Consider the following 17,459-nt stretch of genomic DNA (forward strand, 5'->3'; position numbering starts at 1 on the left):
GGCATGCCCGGCAATGCCCGGCGGGCGTCATGCCCTGCGGCACGCCCGTCATAAGCAAACTGAATCAGCGGGCTCCCCGGCGGTTCCTACAATGGCCTGTCACCCTGCCCTTCGAGATGCTGCCGATGCGCGTCGCGCTTTCCGTGTTGCTGCTGGCTTCGGCGCTGAGCGCCTGCACCCCGGCCCCGGTTTCCACCGCCAACTCCGCCGAGGCGCCCGCGCCGGCCAAGGCAATCGCCTGGCGCCAGGGCGATGTCGACGATGCCTTCGCCGAGGCCGCCGACAGCGGCAAGCCGGTGCTGCTGTACTGGGGTGCCGTCTGGTGCCCGCCGTGCAACCAGCTCAAAGCAGGCTTGTTCAAGGATCCGGCCTTCATCGCGCTGACCAGCAAATTCGTTCCTGTCTATCTGGATGGCGACGAGGAAGGGGCGCAGGCCTGGGGCGAGCGCTTCGGCGTACGCGGCTATCCGACCCTGATCGTATTGGACCCACAGCGCAACGAAATCACCCGCGTGGCCGGCGGCAACGACGCCGCCGAACTGACCCGGGCACTGACCGTCGCCGCAGGCCGCCGCAGTGCCGTTGCCGCCACCCTGGCCACAGCGCTGGCGACGCCGGGCAAGCTGGCTGCCGAAGACTGGCAGGTGCTGGGCGACTACGGCTGGGAAGTGGACGCCAACCGCCTGGCCGGCGAGCGCAGGAGCCAGGACGTGCTGCGCCAGCTGTCCAAGGCGGCACCGGATGCCGCCCTGCAGCGCCGCTTCGCTCTGCTTGCCTTGGCGACGGCCGAAAAGCCCGATGCCTCACCCACCGAAGTACGCGAGCTGCTGCAGGCAGTGCTGGCGCAACCGGCGGAAGTACGCCGCAACCGCGAGTTGCTCGGCTATGCAGGCGTGCAGCTGGTCAAGCAGGCCAGTGCCGGGCCGGCCACCAGCAACACGCTGGGACAGCAGCTGCTGGTCGCACTGGAGCGGGCAGACGCCGAGCGCGGCGACCGCGCCGACGACGCGTTGTCGCGCGCGCTGACCGAAGTGTCGCTGGCCCGTCAGCAGCAGCCGGAGGGTGCACTGCCCGCGCCGCTGGTTGATCGGGTCAAGCAGCGCGTGGCCGCTGCCGATGCCGCCGCCACCGATGCGCATGCGCGCCAGGCTACGATCAGCAGCGCTGTCCATGCCCTGCGCGAGGTTGGCGACGACGCCGGTGCCGAGGCGCTGTTGCTGGCCGAGCTGAAGCGCAGCGAACAGCCGTACTACTACATGCCCGAGCTGGCCGAACTGGCCGAGCAACGCGGCGATACCGCCGGGGCGCTGGAGTGGTTGAAGCGTGCCTACGACGGTGCGCAGGGTCCGGCCACCCGCGTGCAGTGGGGCGTGCTGTACGTAGAGGGCCTGCTGAAGCTGGCGCCGGACGACGCACCACGCATCGAGCAGGCCACCGCCTCGCTGATCGCCGAACTGGAAGCACAGCCTTCGGGCTACCACCAGCGCACCCGTCAGCGCTTCGAGCGCCTGGCCGGGCAGTTGAAGACATGGAGCGGCAAGCATCAGGGTGCGGAGACACTGGCGCGGCTGCAGCAGCGGATGCAGCAGGCGTGCGGCGACCAGGTGGATGGTGCGTGCAAGGATTGGTTGAGTTGAGTTGATGAAGGCGCTGGCGGCGGGTTTGCCTGCCGACGCTTTTGTTGATATCGGTTGTGGCGGGGGAAGGGGCTGGCCGGGACACGCCGTAAACCCACGGGCAACACATCAGCGCGCCGGTGAGGTTCGAAAAGCGGGTTCTGGTAGTGCCGGCCGCTGGCCGGCAACCCGACCTTGCCTGTCTGCCGGCCAGCGGCCGGCACTACCATGCCGCTCCTGCTCTTGCCTTTGACTCCCTCTCCGCGCCGCCGCAGGGAGCAGTCCTGCAGAGATTGATGGAAGGAATCAAAGCGACGAACGCGCACGCATTTCAATCCCGCCCCTTGACCTCAACCAATGTTGAGGTGCGATAACAATCTCCCCACGGCCAGCCTTCTGGCCTTCCCCACGGAGATTGCTTCGATGTCGTACTCGCTTCCCCCGCTGCCCTATGCCTACGACGCCCTCGAGCCGCATTTCGATGCGCGCACGATGGAGATCCACCACAGCAAGCACCACCAGACTTACGTCAACAACCTCAACACCGCCATCGAGCAGGCCGGCATCGCCGCACAGCCGGTCGAGGCGCTGATCGCCAACCTCGATGCCGTGCCCGAGGCGCAGCGTGGCGCGGTCCGCAACAACGGCGGTGGCCACGCCAACCACAGCCTGTTCTGGACCGTACTCAGCACCAACGGTGGTGCACCCGATGATGAACTGGCCGCCGCCATCAACCGCGATCTCGGCGGTTTCGATGCCTTCAAGGATGCGTTCACCAAGGCTGCGCAGACCCGCTTCGGCAGCGGCTGGGCCTGGCTGACCAGCGATCGCGATGGCCGCCTGCAGGTGGAAAGCAGCGCCAACCAGGACAGCCCGCTGATGGGCGCAGCCGTCGGCCTGTCCGGCCACACCCCGATCCTCGCACTGGATGTCTGGGAACACGCCTACTATCTGCACTACCAGAACCGTCGCCCGGACTACATCGGCGCCTTCTTCAACATCATCAACTGGGCCGAGGTCGGCCGGCGCTACCGCCAGGCCCGGGCCTCATGAGCGGCGAGACGCTGCCGTACGCCGGGCCGTGGGCGGGGGTCTTCCCCGCCCCCGCCCCGGTGCCGTCGGTCGAGATGCCGCCGCGTGCCCTGCGGCGGCTGCTCGGCCACTTTCCTACCGGCGTGGCCATCGTCTGCGCACGCGATGCGCAGGGCAAACCCATCGGCCTGACCATCAATTCGTTCGTGCCGGTGTCATTGCAGCCGCCCCTGGTGCTGTGGAACCTAGCGTTGCATGCGCAGAGCCTGTCCACCTTCCAGCGCGCCACCCGCTTTGCGATCAGCGTGCTGGCGGCCGACCAGGAGGCGCTGGCCCGGCGCTTTGCCGATCCACAGGTGCGCAACCGCTTCGACGGCCTGGCATTGCTGGATGACGATGAGAACGCCCCGCCACGCATCGCCGGTGCGGTCGCCCATCTCACCTGTACCCGCCACGCACAGTGGCCAGTGGGCGATCACCTGCTGCTGGCCGGCCGCATCATCGAAGTGCACGAGAACGGCGGCGCGCCGCTGCTGTTCCATCGGGGCCGCTTCCAGCCCGGCCCGGCCGAGCTGCTGGTGGAGGTGCGCTGATGAACATCGAAGCCCTGGAATGCATGCTTGCCGCCGGCAAGGACGGCGCGCTGCTGCGCTTCGGCCTGGGCAAGGGCTGGCTGGACGCCGGCAATCCGGTGCGCGCGGCCACCCATCTGGGCCGTTGCGTGGTGCTTGATCCGCAATACTCGGCCGCCTGGAAGCTGCTGGGCAAAGCCTGGCTGGCCAGCGGCCAGCCGCAGGCGGCGCGCGAAGCATGGCAACGCGGCTTGAGCGTGGCCGGCAGCAAGGGCGACCAGCAGGCACGCAAGGAAATGCAGGTGTTCCTGCGACGCCTGGACCGCGAGCAGGCGGACCTGGCGAAGGCGGGCTGAGTCGATCAGCCCGCGTTGGCCGATGCCGGTGTGGACATGATGTCCGACATCGGCAGGCGGCGCGGCTTGCTCGGGAACGCGTGACGCAGGATGCGCCAGACCACCTGGCCGAACTGGCGCGGCAGCGAGCCGTTGTTGTAGTGCTGGCCGTAACGGCGGCAGATGTCCTTCACTTCCTTGGCAATGGCCGCATAGCGGTTGGCCGGCAGGTCCGGGTAGAAGTGATGCTCGATCTGGTGGCTGAGGTTGCCCGACAGCACGTTGATCAGGAAGCCGCCGCTGATGTTGGACGAACCGCGCAGCTGGCGCAGGTACCAGTGGCCGCGCGATTCATTGCGCAGGCATTCCTTCGGGAAGGTTTCCGACTCGGCGGTGAAGTGGCCGCAGAAGATGATCACGTAGGTCCAGATGTTGCGCAGGCCGTTGGCCACCATGTTACCCAGCATCACGGTGAGGAAGAACGGGCCGGCCAGCAGCGGGAAGAACACGTAGTCCTTCAGCACCTGGCGGGCCATTTTCCGCGCCACCGGGCGGGTCTGCATCCACATCGCACGGCCGCTGATGCGGCCCTTCAGCCAACGGCCCAGGCGCAGGTCCTGCGCGGCCACGCCCCACTGGAACAGCAGCGCGAAGATCGGCGCGATGATCGGCTGCAGCAGGTAGAACGGCTTCCAGCGCTGCTCCGGGAAGATGCGCAGCAGGCCGTAGCCGATGTCATCGTCCATGCCACGCACGTTGGTGTAGGTGTGGTGGCGGAAATTGTGGGTCTTGCGCCAGTTGTCGGCGGTGGCAACGATATCCCACTCGTAGGTGTTGCCATTGAGTTTGGGGTCGCCGGTCCAGTCGAACTGGCCGTGCATGACGTTGTGGCCCAGCTCCATGTTCTCCAGGATCTTCGACAGCGCCAGCAGCAGCGTGCCGGTGATCGCGGCCGGCCACAGCAGCGGCATCCAGAACAGCGGCGAGAATGCCGCCAGGAACAGCAGGCCGCGGCCACCCACGCCGAACCAGCGCACGGCGGCAGCCACCCGGCGGATGTAGCGGGTATCGGAGGCGCCGAGGCTGCCGATCACACGGTCGCGGATCGCGTCGAGTTCCTCACCGAAGGCATGCATCTCGGCTGTACTCAGGGCACGGTCGGTAGCGCGGGTCATGGCAGGCGTCCTCAGAGATCCAGGGTCAGGTCGGTAGTCGGCGCGCTCACGCAGATCCGCACCGGCTGTGCCGATTCGGACTGCAGGTCGCCGGTGCGCAGGTGGCGGGTGGCGCCACTGACGCGGTCACAGCTGCAGCTGTTGCAGATGCCCATGCGGCAGCCATGCTTGGGCTTGATGCCATGGGCTTCCAGGCTTTCCAGCAGCGAGCGGCCACGCGGCACGCTCAGCTGGCGGCCACTGCGCGCAAGCGTCAGCGACACCTCACCTTCGCTGCTGGCATCGCGCAGCGGCGCCGGCGGGGTGAAGGCTTCGGCCTGGAAGCCGGCCACCTGTTGCACCAGACGTTCGCGCGCAGCGGCAACGAAGCCGTCTGGGCCGCAGGCCAGCACATGGCGCTGCGCCAGCGGCGTGTCATCACCGGCCACCTGCAGATCATGGGTATCGATGCGCGCGGCCGGCGCCTGACCCTCACGGGTGGTCAGCAGATGCACGCGCAGGTTCGGATGCGCCGCAGCCATCGCCTGCAGTTCATCACGAAACTGCAGGTGGGCGGCGGTGCGCTCCCAATAGAACAGGTCCACCGGTGCTGCCAGCGGGCGCTGGCAGGCGTCGCGCAACAGGCTGCGCATCGGCGTGATGCCACTGCCGGCAGCCAGCAGCAAGACCGGCGCGGCGGCAGGCATATGGAATTCGCCGAAGGCGGCATCGAGGCGGCACAGTTCGCCCGGCTGCGCATGGTGGACCAGATGCTGGCTGACCCGGCCACCCTCGATCGCCTTGACGGTGATCGCCAGCTCACGCCGACCCAGTGCGGTGGGGCTGTAGCTGCGCTGCCACAGGCGTCCTTCAATCTCGACGCCCAGGGTGACGTGCTGGCCAGCGCGCATGCCGGCCCAGTGCCGGTTGGTGCGCAGGACCAGGGTCGCCGCGCCCTCGCCGGCCGGCTCACGCCGGACCAGGCGGGCCACCGGCTCGCGCAGGGTCCACAGGGGATTGAGCTGGCCCGCCCAGAAATCGAACAGCGACGGCGAGACCCAGCGGTACGGAGAGAACAGGGACGGACGGACGACAGCGTTCATGGGTGAACTATACGGGCGCACATACACCTGTGTATACATGTGTATATTGAACCGGATTGGGTATGATTCAGCCTCGCCCCACCGGAACCCCCATGGCCGCCGCCACCGTCTTGTCGACGCCCGAAGATGCCAACAGCCCGGCCCGCCGTACGGTGAGCCGCGAGGATCTGCTGGCCGCCGCCCTGAAACTGATCGGGCCGCACCGCAGCCTGTCCACGCTCAGCCTGCGCGAAGTGGCTCGTGAGGCCGGCATCGCGCCGAACAGCTTCTACCGGCAGTTCCGCGACATGGACGAACTGGCCGTGGCGCTGATCGATGCAGCCGGCCGCTCGCTGCGCACCATCATCGGCGAGGCCCGCCAACGCGCCACCTCCACCGCCACCAGCGTCGTGCGGGTCTCGGTGGAGACCTTCATGGAGCAGCTGCGCGCCGACGACAAGCTGCTGCACGTACTGCTGCGCGAAGGCGCGGTCGGCTCGGACGACTTCAAGCACGCGGTCGAACGCGAGCTGCACTATTTCGAGGAAGAGCTGCAGCACGACCTGGTGCGACTGGCCGCACTGGATGGCGCGGTACTGCATGCCCCGGAACTTGTGGCCAAGGCCATCACCCGGCTGGTGTTCGCGATGGGCGCGACCGCCATGGACCTGCCGCCGGAGAAGGATCCGGAACTGGTCGAACAGATCTCCACGATGATCCGCATGATCATCGTCGGCGCCCGTACCCCCGCCGCATTCCGCCGCGGCTGACGATCGGTACCCGGGGTCGGATCCCTTTCCAAAGAAAGGGCTCTGACCCCGTCTCCCAGCCCCACACGGCAATTCCATCCTCCGCATATGACCACCGGCAGGGTCGCGGTCGTTATGTGTAATGTTATAACCTTATCATGATCTGACTTGGCCGGTGCTCCACTCGTAATTACTACGGCTTCGTTATATAGCCCTTGCTATATTGATAAGCCACTGCTTTCATATGCGTCAGCCAGGTCGCCCTCGCCGCCTTTCTTTTTCCCAAGGACGACGCCCTCATGCCCGTTGCCGCACCCCTCATCCGTCGGCTGCCCCTGGCCGCCGCCATTGCCCTGACCCTGCCGCTGCCCGCACTGGCCGCCACTCCGAAACCGACCGAGCTGGACCGCGTGCAGGTCAAGGTCAGCACTGCCACCCGCAGCGAACGCCTGCTGTCCGATGTCCCGATCCGCACCGAAGTGCTGCGCAAGGAAGACATCGCGCTGCGCGCGGCCACCGACTTCTCGCGCGCAGCCGAGCTGATCAACGGCCTGCGCGTGGAGAGCAACTGCCAGAACTGCAACACCAGCGAAGTACAGCTGCTGGGCCTGCCCGGCGCCTACAACCAGCTGTTGTTCGATGGCATTCCGCTACTGTCCACGCTGGGCAGCGTGTACGGTCTGGAACAGATCCCGGCCGGGTTCGTCGATCGCATCGAAGTGGTCAAGGGTGGTGGCTCGGCGCTGTACGGCCCGGGTGCGGTTGCCGGTGTGATCAACCTGGTTCCGCCGCTGCCGGCGCGCAGCGGTGGCCATGTGCAGGCCGGCGTGGATGTCCTGAAAGGCACGCCGCAGAAGAACGCCGATGTGCGGCTGGACCTGGTGGCCAAGGAAGCAGACGCCGGCCTGTCGGTGATTGCCCAGCGCAACTGGAACAGCGGCATCGACTACAACGGTGATGGCTACACCGAGATCACCCGCAAGAACCTCAAGGTCGGCGGGCTGCAGGCCTGGTACGCGCCCACGCCGGGCACGCGGCTGCGCCTGGACCTGCAGGTGACCGATGAAACCCGCCGCGGCGGCAACCGCCTGGACCAGCCCGAGTATCTGGCCAACATCGCCGAATCGCTGGATACGAAATACCGCCGAGGCAGCGTGTCGTGGGATCAGGAAGTCAACGCCGACGTCGATTTCCGCCTGGCCTACGCCTTCGCCGACATCGATCGCGACAGTTTCTATGGCGGCCTTGGCAACGTGGTCACCGATCCGTCCGCGCCCGGCTATGACCCCTCGCAGCTGGACCGCAACGTGGCCGGCAGCGCGGCCTCGCGTTCGTGGCGCCAGTACGGCCGCACCCACAACCCGCTGCACTACATCGACAGCCAGTTGAACTGGCGGCTGGGCGCGCACGCGCTGGCCTTCGGCGTGCAGTACAAGCACGAGGCGCTGCGGGACGACAACCGCACCGGTGACGGCCGGCGTCTTGCCGTGCTGGAGGATGCGACCTTCCACAACCTGGGCGCCTTCATCCAGGACGAATGGAGCCTGCGCGACAACGTCGACCTGGTGCTCGGCGCACGCGTGGACAAGAGCTCGGAGCTGGACAATGCGGTGTTCTCGCCGCGCATCGCGCTGGCCTGGCAGGCCAACCCGAACCTGAAATGGCGGGCGGGCATTGCCACCGGCTTCCGTGCACCGGAGATCTTCGTCGAGGATGTGCACGTCGATACCCTCGGCGGCGAGCAGGTGCGCGTGCGCAACACCGAAGGCCTGAAGGAGGAGCGCGCGTTGACCACCCTGTTCGGCTTCGACTGGCGATCGGACCCGGCCAATCCGGTGTGGAGCTGGGATGCCACCGCCTCCTATGCACGCATCCGCGACACCTTCGCGCTGGGCGAGATCCAGCGTGGCGATGACGGACAACTGAGCCAGCTGCGCTACAACGCCTCCGGCTCCAACGTGCTGGGCGCGGAAACCAACCTCGGCTGGCAACCCTCGCCGCAGTGGCGCCTGACCGCCGGCGCCTCGTGGTACCGCTCGCGCTTCCGCGAACCGCAGCGCATCTTCGACGACACCGGCGATGGTGGCGACACCGTGATCGAAAGCCGCGACTACCTGAAGACCCCGCGCTGGACTGGCCTGGCCCAGCTCAGCTGGATGCCCGCCGAGCCCTGGAAAACCTTCGTCGCGCTGCGCCATACCGGACCGATGTCGGTGCTGAACAACCGGCTGGGCGCGTTGCACCGCACGCGCTCGTTCCTGGTCACCGACCTCGGTGCGCGCTGGCACCGGCATCTGGGCGCGCAGGCGCAGCAGGAAGTGTCGGTGGCCGCAGGCGTCAAGAACGTGTTCGATCAGCGCCAGAAGGACCTGGAAGTGGGCGCGCTGCGTGACAGCGACTATGTCTACGGGCCGCGTTTCGCGCGTTCGTGGTACGTCAACCTGCGCTATGCGTTCTGATCCACTACGAGCGCTGTTGCTGGCCTGTGCCGTGCTGCTGGCCTCACCGGCGATGGCTGCGGACCTGCACGCGCAGGTCTCGGCCTCGCTGATGCGGCCGGAGCAGCGTTCGCTGCGGCCGATGCAGTGGACGCCGCCGCCGAAGCTGGTGGCGCTGTACTTCGGTGCCGACTGGTGTGCACCGTGCCACGCCTTCGTACCCACGCTGCGCAGCGTGCGCGACGCGTTGCGCGAGGCCGGCGCCGATACCGAAGTGGTGTACGTCAGCCTGGATGAAAGCGAGGCCGCGCTGCGCCGCTACATGCACGCGCAGGACATGCCGTGGCCGGTGCTGGACCCACGCCGCGCCGCGCGCATGCCGGCGCTGCAGGCATTGGCCGGGCTGGCACCGCCGAATCTGGTACTGATCGATGCCGACGGCAGGGTGCTGGCCAATGGTTGGCACGGCCGGCGCTATGAAGGCCTGCAGCCGGTGTTGAAGGAATGGGCGAAACGGGCGTGCGCGCAGCAGCAGGCCCGTTGCCCGCCCGAATTGTAGAGTCGAGCCACGCTCGACTCATTCCATCACCGCGCGAACAGCAGTCGAGCATGGCTCGACTCTACAAAAATCGGGATCGCGCGAAATGCCGCCGGGCATGGCCCGGCGCTACCGTCACGGCGCCCCGCCCTCGGCCTTGCGCACGAACGCTTCAAACAACGCCAGCGTCTGCTCGCTCACATGGTGCTCGATGCCCTCGGCATCACGCCGTGCGGTATCCGGATCCACCCCGAGCGCCAGCAGGAAACGCTCCACGGTCTGATGACGCTGGCGGCTGGCATGCGCCAGCGCCTCGCCTTCCGGGGTCAGGAACACGCCGCGGTACGGTCGCTGCACCACCCAGCCATCGCGGGCCAGCCGCCGCAGCATCTTCGCCACGGTGGGCTGGGCCACGCCCAGGCGGGTCGCGATGTCGACCTGGCGGGCCTCGCCGCCGTCGGCCAGCAGATCCGAGATCAGCTCGACATAGTCCTCCACCAGCTCCATCCGGTGCGCCTCGCGCACTTGCCGGAAGCTCTCGACCTGGCGCTCGGCCTCGATCAAGGGGGTGCTTTTCAGCGATGTCGAATCGTCGGTCTTGCCCACGCCTGCGCCTGTCCTTCCGGTGTAATCCGGTGTTGAACCTGAATTCTGGACCAGTAACGCGATAAAGACGATTGTTTCACATTGCTAATGACTATAGCAGGAGCTATATTCGGACCCATGAACACCCTGGCGCCCCGCGACCCTTCGGCCTCCACTCCGGCCAGCCTGGGCGCGCTCAACGCCTCGGTCGCGGTGCCCGACAAGGGGCACTGGTGGTTCCGCCTGCTGGCCTTCCTCGGCCCGGGCTACATGATCTCGGTCGGCTACATGGACCCGGGCAACTGGGCCACCGACCTCGCCGGCGGTTCGCGCTTCGGCTACCTGTTGTTGTCGGTCATCCTCATTTCCAACCTGATGGCCGTCATCCTGCAGGCGCTGTCGGCGCGGCTCGGCATCGCCACCGGCATGGACCTGGCGCAGGCCTGCCGCGCCCGGTATCCGAAACCGGTGAACCTGGCGCTGTGGGCGCTGTGCGAGGCGGCGATCATCGCCTGCGACCTGGCCGAGGTGATCGGCACCGCGATCGCACTGAAACTGCTGTTCGATCTGCCACTGCTGTGGGGCGCGGTCATCACCGCCCTGGACACCCTGCTGGTGCTGCTGCTGATGAACCGCGGTTTCCGTGCGCTGGAAGCCTTCGTGATCGCGCTGCTGATGGTGATCTTCGGCTGCTTCATGGTGCAGATCGTGCTGGCCGCACCGCCGGTGATGGACGTGCTGGGCGGATTCATTCCGCACGCGCAGGTGGTAACTGATCCGCACGCCCTGTACATCGCCATCGGCATCATTGGTGCCACGGTGATGCCGCACAACCTCTATCTGCATTCGTCCATCGTGCAGACCCGCGCCTATCCGCGTACCGACGAGGGCCGTCGCAGTGCCCTGCGCTGGGCAGTGACCGACAGTACCCTCGCGCTGACCCTCGCACTGTTCATCAACGCCAGCATCCTGATCCTGGCGGCGGCGGTGTTCCATGCCAACGGCCGCTTTGATGTGGAAGACATCGAGCAGGCGCACCAGCTGCTGGCCCCGATGCTGGGCGTGGGCGCCGCAGCGACACTGTTTGCCGTCGCCCTGCTGGCCTCCGGCCTGAATTCGACGGTGACCGCGACGCTGGCCGGGCAGATCGTGATGGAAGGCTTCCTGCACCTGCGCCTGCCGCCGTGGCTGCGTCGACTGATCACACGCGCACTGGCAATCATTCCAGTGGTGGTGGTGATCATGCTCTTCGGCGACCAGGGCGCGGTGAAGCTGCTGGTGCTGAGCCAGGTGGTGCTGTCGATGCAGCTGCCGTTCGCCATCATCCCGCTGGTGCGGATCGTGACCGACAAGGTGACGATGGGCGCGCTGGTGGCCCCGCGCTGGCTGGGCAGCATCGCCTGGGTGATCGCGATGGTGATCGTGGTGTTGAACGTGAAACTGCTGGTGGATACCTTCAGCGGCGCATAGCGCGAAATGCCATGGATGCCTGTGTAGAGTCGAGCCATGCTCGACTCATCGCACACCGCACGAACAGCAGCCGAGCATGGCTCGGCTCTACAAATGCAACGCGATTGCGGCCTCGATCTGCTGCGGCGACTGGAACCCGGCCAGGCGCGTACGTTCGTCACCATCACGGAACAGCGACAGCGTCGGCGTCTGCCGCAGCCCCAACTCGCGGAAGAACGCCTCACCCAGCACTTCCAGCTGCACGCGCAGAAGGGTCGTGCCCTGCCCCGCCACGCTGTTGGCCACCCGGTGCAACGACATCTCCAGCATCCGGCAGCCCGGGCACTGGTCCTTGTGAAAATCCACCAGCACCCGCGGGTGCTCGGCCAGCAGCTGCTGGAACTGCTCAGGCGTGGTGGCGTCGATGATCTGCATCGCTGTTGCTCCAGTAATGGGCCAGGACCGTATTGATCCAAGCATCAATGGCTTCGGCATGGCGAACGCCATGCGGCATCTGTTCGATCTCCAACGGCGGATAGTCGCTGCGGAAATAGCGGATCAGCCGGTGCACGGCGCCGCAGTAGTACTCCTGCCCCCACTGCGTTTCGCCGGTGCCGAACACTGCCAGCTGCCGTGGCCGCTCGCCGCGCTCGGCGATGCCGGCCACCCACGCCTTCATCTCCGCCGGCGTGCGGCCAGCGTTGTCGGTCCAGCTGCCCAGCAGGACCAGATCGGCCTCGCCGGCGGCCAGTGGCGGCGCCTGGCGCAGGTCGTCGACCTCCTGCCAGTGCACCGCATGACCTGCGGCGCGGCAGCGCTCGGCGATCTGCCGGCCGAGTTCGCGGGTGTTGCCGCTCAACGAGGCGACCACCACCAGGATGCTCAGCGCGGCGCTGGGCTCAGAGATCGTCGAAGCCGTTGTCGACGTTGGTCTTCTTGTAGCTTGCATTGCGCATCTCGAAGAAGTCGGTCTTGGTTTCAGTGAAGTTGTCAGCGTAGGCCTTGATCCACGGCATCACGTTGTCGGTGGTGTCGCTGTACAGGCGCTCGATGCCGAGCATGCCGGCCATCTTGTTGGCGCGGTACTTCACGTAGCGCACCATCTCGTCCACGTCGATGCCATCGATGCCGTCCAGCACCTCCGACGACCACTGCGTCTCCAGTTCGATCGCGTGTTCGAACGATTGGTGCACGTAGGCGGTCAACTCGTTGGTCTGCAACTCCGGGTTCTCGCCGATGATGGCGCGGATCAGCTCGCTGATGAACTTGGTATGCGCCAGTTCGTCGCGGTTGATGAAGCTGATGATCTTGCCGGTGCCGTTCATGCGGTTCTGCCGCACCATGTTGTAGAAGTAGGCGAACCCGGAATAGAAGTTGATGCCTTCAAGGATCGAGGACTGGATCAGCGACTTGAGCAGGGTCTCGGCGGTCTTCTCGCGCATGAAGTCGTCGTACGCCCCCATGATCGGCGCGTTGCGCTTGATGATGGTCGGGTGGGTACGGGCGATCTCGAAGATGCGGTTCTGGTTTGGCAGATCGGTGATCGAGGCCAGCACGTAGCTGTAGCTCTCGTTGTGGATCACTTCCTGCTGGCCGATGATCGCCGCATTGGCATGCGCGGCCGGATCGGTGATGTACTCGGCCACGTTGTAGATGAAGCGGGTCTGCGGTGAATCGAGCGTGGCCAGCAGGCCGATGATCGAGTCGTACGCGTTCCTTTCGCGCGAGTTGAGCTCGCCGTACTGGCGGGCGTCCAGCTTCATGTCGACCTCGTCGGGAATCCAGAAGTTGGTCGACAGCTCCTTGTAGGCCCGATAGAACGACGGGTACGGGATGTCGTTCCAGTTGAGGATGCCACTGGTGCGGCCGTTGATGATGCCGGTGCTGCGGTTGGGATGGCGCGGTTCGAGGATCTTGATGCGGTCGAGGGGGGTTGCCATGGGTTTCTGCCTTCGTATTGCGTGCGTTGCCGTTGTAGAGCCGAGCCCACGCTCGGCTGCCTTGCGCCTGAGCCGAGCATAGGCTCGGCTCTACAGGAGTCGAAGCAATCAGCTGGAGCACCACTCGCATTCGCTGATGTCGATGTCGTTGGAGCGCACGTAGTACGTGGTCTTCAGGCCTTCGCGCCAGGCGCTCAGGTGCAGTTCCAGCAGCGTGCTCGCGCGGATGGTGCTGGGCACGTACAGGTTGAAGCTGATCGACTGGTCGACATGGCGCTGGCGGCGGGCGTTCTGGCGCACGCTGGCGAACTGGTCGACCTTGTAGGCACCCTTCTCGTAGTACGGCCAGGTTTCCAGCGACAGGCCCGGCGCTGCCACCGGCCGCCGGAAGTCCTTCTTTTCCTCGTAGTAGAACGCGCTGTAGATCGGGTCGATGGAGGCGGTGGAACCGGCAATCTGCGCGGTGCTCATGTTCGGTGCCACGGCCAGCAGCCAGCCGTTGCGCAGGCCGTGCGTGGCGACCTCGTGGGCCAGGCTGTCCCATGCGGCGCCGCTGTAGTCGCGGTCACGGAAGTAACGCCCGTTGTGCCAGTCACTACCCGCGAACATCGGGTAGCTGCCCTTCTCCTTCGCCAGCTGCGCGCTGGCCTGGATGGTCAGGAAGTTGATGCGTTCGTAGAGACGGTCGGCCAGTTCTTCGGCATCCGGTGATTCCCACTGGATCGCCTGCTGCGCCAGCAGGTGGTGCCAACCGAACGTGCCCAGGCCGATGGCGCGGTACTTGCGGTTGGTGATCGTGGCCTGCGGCACCGGCAACGCATTGAGGTCGATCACGTTGTCGAGCATGCGCACCTGGATCGGGATCAGGCGCTCCAGTACATCGGTGGCCAGTAGGTCATCCGGTGCGCTGATCGCCCGGCCGAGGTTGATCGAGGACAGGTTGCAGACCACGAAATCACCGGCACGGCGTGTGGTGACGATCTGGTCGCCGCTGACGATCTCCTGGATCATCCGCGTCGGGCTCATGTTCTGCAGGATCTCGGTGCACAGGTTGCTGGAATAGATCATGCCCGCGTGCTTGTTCGGGTTCCGGCGGTTGACCTCGTCGCGGTAGAACAGGAACGGGTTGCCGGTCTCCAGCTGGCTGAGCATGATCCGCTTGAACAGATCGATGGCCTTCACCGTGCGGCGGCTGATGCGCTCGTCGGCCACCAGTTCGGCGTAGCGGTCGCGGAAGCTGCCCGCGCCGCGCTTCTCGTCGTAGAAGTCCTGCAGGTACCAGCCCTTGGCCTGCTTCACCTCGTGCGGGTCGAACAGGTACCAGTCGGCGCGGCGCTCCACCGCCTCCATGAACAGGTCGGGCACGCACACCGAGGTGAACACATCGTGCGCGCGCAGGCGCTGGTCGCCGTTGTTGAGGCGCAGGTCCATGAACGCTTCGATGTCGCGGTGCCAGATGTCCAGGTACACCGCCACCGCGCCCTTGCGCTGGCCAAGCTGGTCGACCGACACCGCGGTGTTGTTGAGCTGCTTGATCCACGGCACCACGCCGCCAGAGGAATTGGCCACGCCACGGATCGGTGCGCCACTGCTGCGCACATAGCCCAGGTAGGCGCCAACGCCGCCGCCATGCTTTGACACGCGGGCGATATCGGTGTTGGAGTCATAGATGCCCTGCAGGCTGTCGTCCACCGTGTCGATGAAGCAACTGGACAGTTGCCCACCCACCTTGCCGGCATTGGCCAACGTTGGTGTGGCGACCGTCATGTACAGGTTGGACAGCGCCCAATACGCCTCGCCGACCAGCTGCATGCGCCGCTCACGCGGTTTTTCCTCCTGCATGAGGTACAGCGCGATGGTCAGCCAACGCTCCTGCGGCAGCTCGTAGACCTCGCGGCTGCGGTCGCTGGCCAGATAGCGCGTGGCCAGCAGGTACAGGCCGTTGTAGGCGAACAGGCGGTCGCGCTCCGGGTCGATCATCTCGCCGGCCTGCTGCAGCTCTTCCTTCGAATAGCAGCGCAGGATGTCGTTGCTGTAGATGCCGCGGTCAGCCAGGCTTTCCTGCAGGCCCACATACGAACCGTACTTCAGGCCGACGTCGTAGAAGCGGTTGCGGCTGGCGCGCTTGTACAGGCGGCGCAGGTAGATGCGCGCGGCAAACTGTTCCCACTCGGGTGCAACCAGGTCCACCCGCGATTCGGCCTCACGGATCAGCAGATCGACCAGGTCGTCGGCGCTGATGCTCGGTTTGCGCTCGACCATCGCCTGCACCACGCGGCGATAGTCGCTCACGTCCAGCTGCGGGAACTCGGCATGCACGGCGTCGATGCTGCGCTGCAGGCGCTCGGCCTCGAACGGCAGGCGGCGGTTGCCGGCCTCCTTGGTGATCCAGGTCGGCACGCGCTCGCCACCGGCGCGCAAGGCGTCGCCAGCGCCGGCCAGATCGGCCACGCGGAGGGTACTGTCGGTCATGGTGGTGAAACTCCAGGCTCGCACGCGCGTTGGCGGTCGATGCCACGGCGGCCCTGAACGCGATACCGGCGCACGGGGCGAACGGGTGGATTGCCAGGGCACGGGAACGTAGGTCGTCGGCATCTGCCTGCGCCTGCGGCCGGTATCCGGGCCGTGGGGGCGACCTGCGTCCGCACGATGGCGGCCGCGTCGACACGGCAAGCCTTCAGGGGCGGGCCGCGGGACGTTTGCTGCATGTCCGGCGGCGGCGGCTGACCGGGAGTGACGGCCACAACATAGTGGGGATATCCCGAACCGTCAACACAAGATGCGGTAATCAGCACATGTCGCGACGATCAGTCGCAGGATGCCGTGTTGCAGCTGCGGCGCCTTGTCGACAGCCCCTGCGTCCCCAGTTCGGTACAACATCCACTTTCCCCGGAACACCGCCCATGCGCGCTGCCCAGTACCCCTCCTTCGGCAACCCGGCCGACGTCCTTGCCATTGTCGATGCGCCGCTGCCCGAGCCCGGCCCCGGCGAGGTGCGCATCCGCACCGTGCTGGCCTCGATCCACAACCACGATCTGCTGACCGTGCGCGGCCTCTATGGCTACAAGCCGATCCTGCCGGCGATCGGTGGCAGTGAAGCGCTGGGCGTGGTCGATGCACTCGGCGATGGTGTCGACGGCCTGCAGATCGGCCAGCGCGTCGCCGCAGCCTCGGTACACGGTACCTGGGCCGAGGCCTTCATCGCGCCGGCACGCATGGTGATTCCGATGCCGGAGGCGATCCCCGACGAAATGGCCGCGCAGCTGATCGCCATGCCGCTGAGCGCGCTGATGCTGCTGGAGTTCCTGCACGTCGAGGCGGGCCAGTGGATCGTGCAGAACACCGCCAACGGCGCGGTGGGCAAGTCGCTGGCGATGCTGGCGCGGGCGCGTGGCGTGCATGTAGCCAACCTGGTGCGCAATGCGGATGCCGTCGCACAGTTGCAGGCGCTGGGTATCGATCATGTGTTCGACACCTCGGTGGACGGCTGGAAGGATCGCGTTCGTGAAGCGACCGGCGAAGCACAGGCAGCGGCCGCCGTGGATTCCATCGGCGGCGACGCCAGCGGTGACTTGGTCGACCTGCTCGGCCACAACGGCACGCTGGTGTCGTTCGGCGTGATGAGCGGCGAACCGATGCGCATCCCGGCCGGCGGCCTGATCTACAAGGAAGCGACGGTGAAGGGCTTCTGGGGCAGCAAGGTCAGCCAGGCGATGGCGGTGGAGGACAAGCGCCGGCTGGTTGGCGAACTGCTGAAGCGTGCGGCTGGCGGCGAGCTGACGCTGCCGGTGGAGCAGATCTTCGCACTGGACGATATCGCCCAGGCAGCGAAGGCCGGTGCGGGTTCGGGTCGTAACGGCAAGGTGCTGCTGCGGCCGTGATCGTCTGACATTGCGTTCTGTAGCCGAGCCATGCTCGGCTGCTTTCCGGCCAGTGTGTGGAGCCGAGCGTAGGCTCGGCTCTACAGGG

Annotated in this window: 16 protein-coding genes; 9 read left to right on the forward strand and 7 right to left on the reverse strand. The window is 66.4% G+C overall.

The window, feature by feature from the left end; all coding sequences use genetic code 11:
- Positions 1-116 precede the first annotated feature (116 nt).
- The 4 genes from FQS62_RS13290 (at position 117) to FQS62_RS13305 (ending at position 3,576) form a co-directional block, all read left to right on the forward strand.
- Complete coding sequence (locus FQS62_RS13290) at positions 117-1,637, forward strand: thioredoxin family protein (RefSeq protein WP_208044143.1); 1,521 nt, start codon at positions 117-119, stop codon at positions 1,635-1,637.
- A 402-nt stretch (positions 1,638-2,039) separates the two neighbouring features.
- Positions 2,040-2,669, forward strand: a complete 630-nt coding sequence (locus FQS62_RS13295; protein ID WP_088480808.1) for a superoxide dismutase — start codon at positions 2,040-2,042, stop codon at positions 2,667-2,669.
- Positions 2,666-3,241, forward strand: a complete 576-nt coding sequence (locus FQS62_RS13300; protein ID WP_049448134.1) for a flavin reductase family protein — start codon at positions 2,666-2,668, stop codon at positions 3,239-3,241. Before FQS62_RS13295 ends, FQS62_RS13300 begins: the two co-directional genes overlap by 4 nt.
- Positions 3,241-3,576, forward strand: a complete 336-nt coding sequence (locus FQS62_RS13305) for a tetratricopeptide repeat protein (protein WP_005409958.1) — start codon at positions 3,241-3,243, stop codon at positions 3,574-3,576. The genes FQS62_RS13300 and FQS62_RS13305 overlap by 1 nt, the downstream gene beginning before the upstream one ends.
- Before the next feature lie 5 nt (positions 3,577-3,581).
- On the opposite strand, the gene FQS62_RS13310 is transcribed toward FQS62_RS13305, so the two are convergent.
- On the reverse strand, positions 3,582-4,730 hold the full coding sequence (locus tag FQS62_RS13310) for a fatty acid desaturase family protein (protein ID WP_049448133.1): 1,149 nt from the start codon (positions 4,728-4,730) through the stop codon (positions 3,582-3,584).
- An 11-nt stretch (positions 4,731-4,741) separates the two neighbouring features.
- On the reverse strand, positions 4,742-5,812 hold the full coding sequence (locus tag FQS62_RS13315; RefSeq protein WP_208044144.1) for a ferredoxin reductase: 1,071 nt from the start codon (positions 5,810-5,812) through the stop codon (positions 4,742-4,744).
- A gap of 92 nt (positions 5,813-5,904) precedes the next feature.
- Here FQS62_RS13315 and fabR point away from each other — a divergent pair, with 92 nt between their 5' ends.
- From fabR to FQS62_RS13330, 3 genes are all read left to right on the forward strand, one after another.
- On the forward strand, positions 5,905-6,561 hold the full coding sequence (gene fabR, locus FQS62_RS13320; protein WP_005416927.1) for an HTH-type transcriptional repressor FabR: 657 nt from the start codon (positions 5,905-5,907) through the stop codon (positions 6,559-6,561).
- A gap of 278 nt (positions 6,562-6,839) precedes the next feature.
- Entirely contained in the window at positions 6,840-8,999 is a 2,160-nt protein-coding gene (locus tag FQS62_RS13325) for a TonB-dependent receptor plug domain-containing protein (RefSeq protein ID WP_208044145.1), read from the forward strand.
- On the forward strand, positions 8,989-9,537 hold the full coding sequence (locus FQS62_RS13330; RefSeq protein ID WP_208044146.1) for a thioredoxin-like domain-containing protein: 549 nt from the start codon (positions 8,989-8,991) through the stop codon (positions 9,535-9,537). Before FQS62_RS13325 ends, FQS62_RS13330 begins: the two co-directional genes overlap by 11 nt.
- Positions 9,538-9,651: 114 nt before the next feature.
- On the opposite strand, the gene mntR is transcribed toward FQS62_RS13330, so the two are convergent.
- Positions 9,652-10,122 carry a manganese-binding transcriptional regulator MntR gene (gene mntR, locus FQS62_RS13335; RefSeq protein WP_014037494.1) on the reverse strand — a complete coding sequence of 157 codons (471 nt, stop codon included), beginning with the start codon at positions 10,120-10,122 and terminating at the stop codon, positions 9,652-9,654.
- Between the two features lie 117 nt (positions 10,123-10,239).
- Between mntR and FQS62_RS13340 the strand changes: the two genes are divergently transcribed.
- Positions 10,240-11,571 carry an Nramp family divalent metal transporter gene (locus FQS62_RS13340; protein WP_208044147.1) on the forward strand — a complete coding sequence of 444 codons (1,332 nt, stop codon included), beginning with the start codon at positions 10,240-10,242 and terminating at the stop codon, positions 11,569-11,571.
- Between the two features lie 87 nt (positions 11,572-11,658).
- Here FQS62_RS13340 and FQS62_RS13345 read toward each other — a convergent pair whose 3' ends face one another.
- The 4 genes from FQS62_RS13345 to FQS62_RS13360 form a co-directional block, all read right to left on the reverse strand.
- Entirely contained in the window at positions 11,659-11,985 is a 327-nt protein-coding gene (locus tag FQS62_RS13345; RefSeq protein WP_005409967.1) for a thioredoxin family protein, read from the reverse strand.
- Positions 11,957-12,424, reverse strand: a complete 468-nt coding sequence (locus FQS62_RS13350) for a flavodoxin (protein ID WP_262252373.1) — start codon at positions 12,422-12,424, stop codon at positions 11,957-11,959. Before FQS62_RS13350 ends, FQS62_RS13345 begins: the two co-directional genes overlap by 29 nt.
- 25 nt (positions 12,425-12,449) lie before the next feature.
- Positions 12,450-13,490, reverse strand: coding sequence for a ribonucleotide-diphosphate reductase subunit beta (locus FQS62_RS13355; protein ID WP_049448128.1), 1,041 nt, complete (start codon positions 13,488-13,490; stop codon positions 12,450-12,452).
- A 108-nt stretch (positions 13,491-13,598) separates the two neighbouring features.
- Positions 13,599-15,962 (reverse strand): ribonucleoside-diphosphate reductase subunit alpha, encoded by a 2,364-nt coding sequence (locus tag FQS62_RS13360; protein WP_208044148.1) that lies wholly within the window; start codon positions 15,960-15,962, stop codon positions 13,599-13,601.
- A gap of 431 nt (positions 15,963-16,393) precedes the next feature.
- On the opposite strand from FQS62_RS13360, the gene FQS62_RS13365 reads away from it, so the two are divergent.
- Positions 16,394-17,371 carry a zinc-binding dehydrogenase gene (locus FQS62_RS13365; RefSeq protein ID WP_208044149.1) on the forward strand — a complete coding sequence of 326 codons (978 nt, stop codon included), beginning with the start codon at positions 16,394-16,396 and terminating at the stop codon, positions 17,369-17,371.
- The last annotated feature ends 88 nt before the right edge of the window (positions 17,372-17,459 follow it).

This window comes from Stenotrophomonas sp. SBJS02, from assembly GCF_020428325.2.
Classification (GTDB): domain Bacteria; phylum Pseudomonadota; class Gammaproteobacteria; order Xanthomonadales; family Xanthomonadaceae; genus Stenotrophomonas; species Stenotrophomonas africana.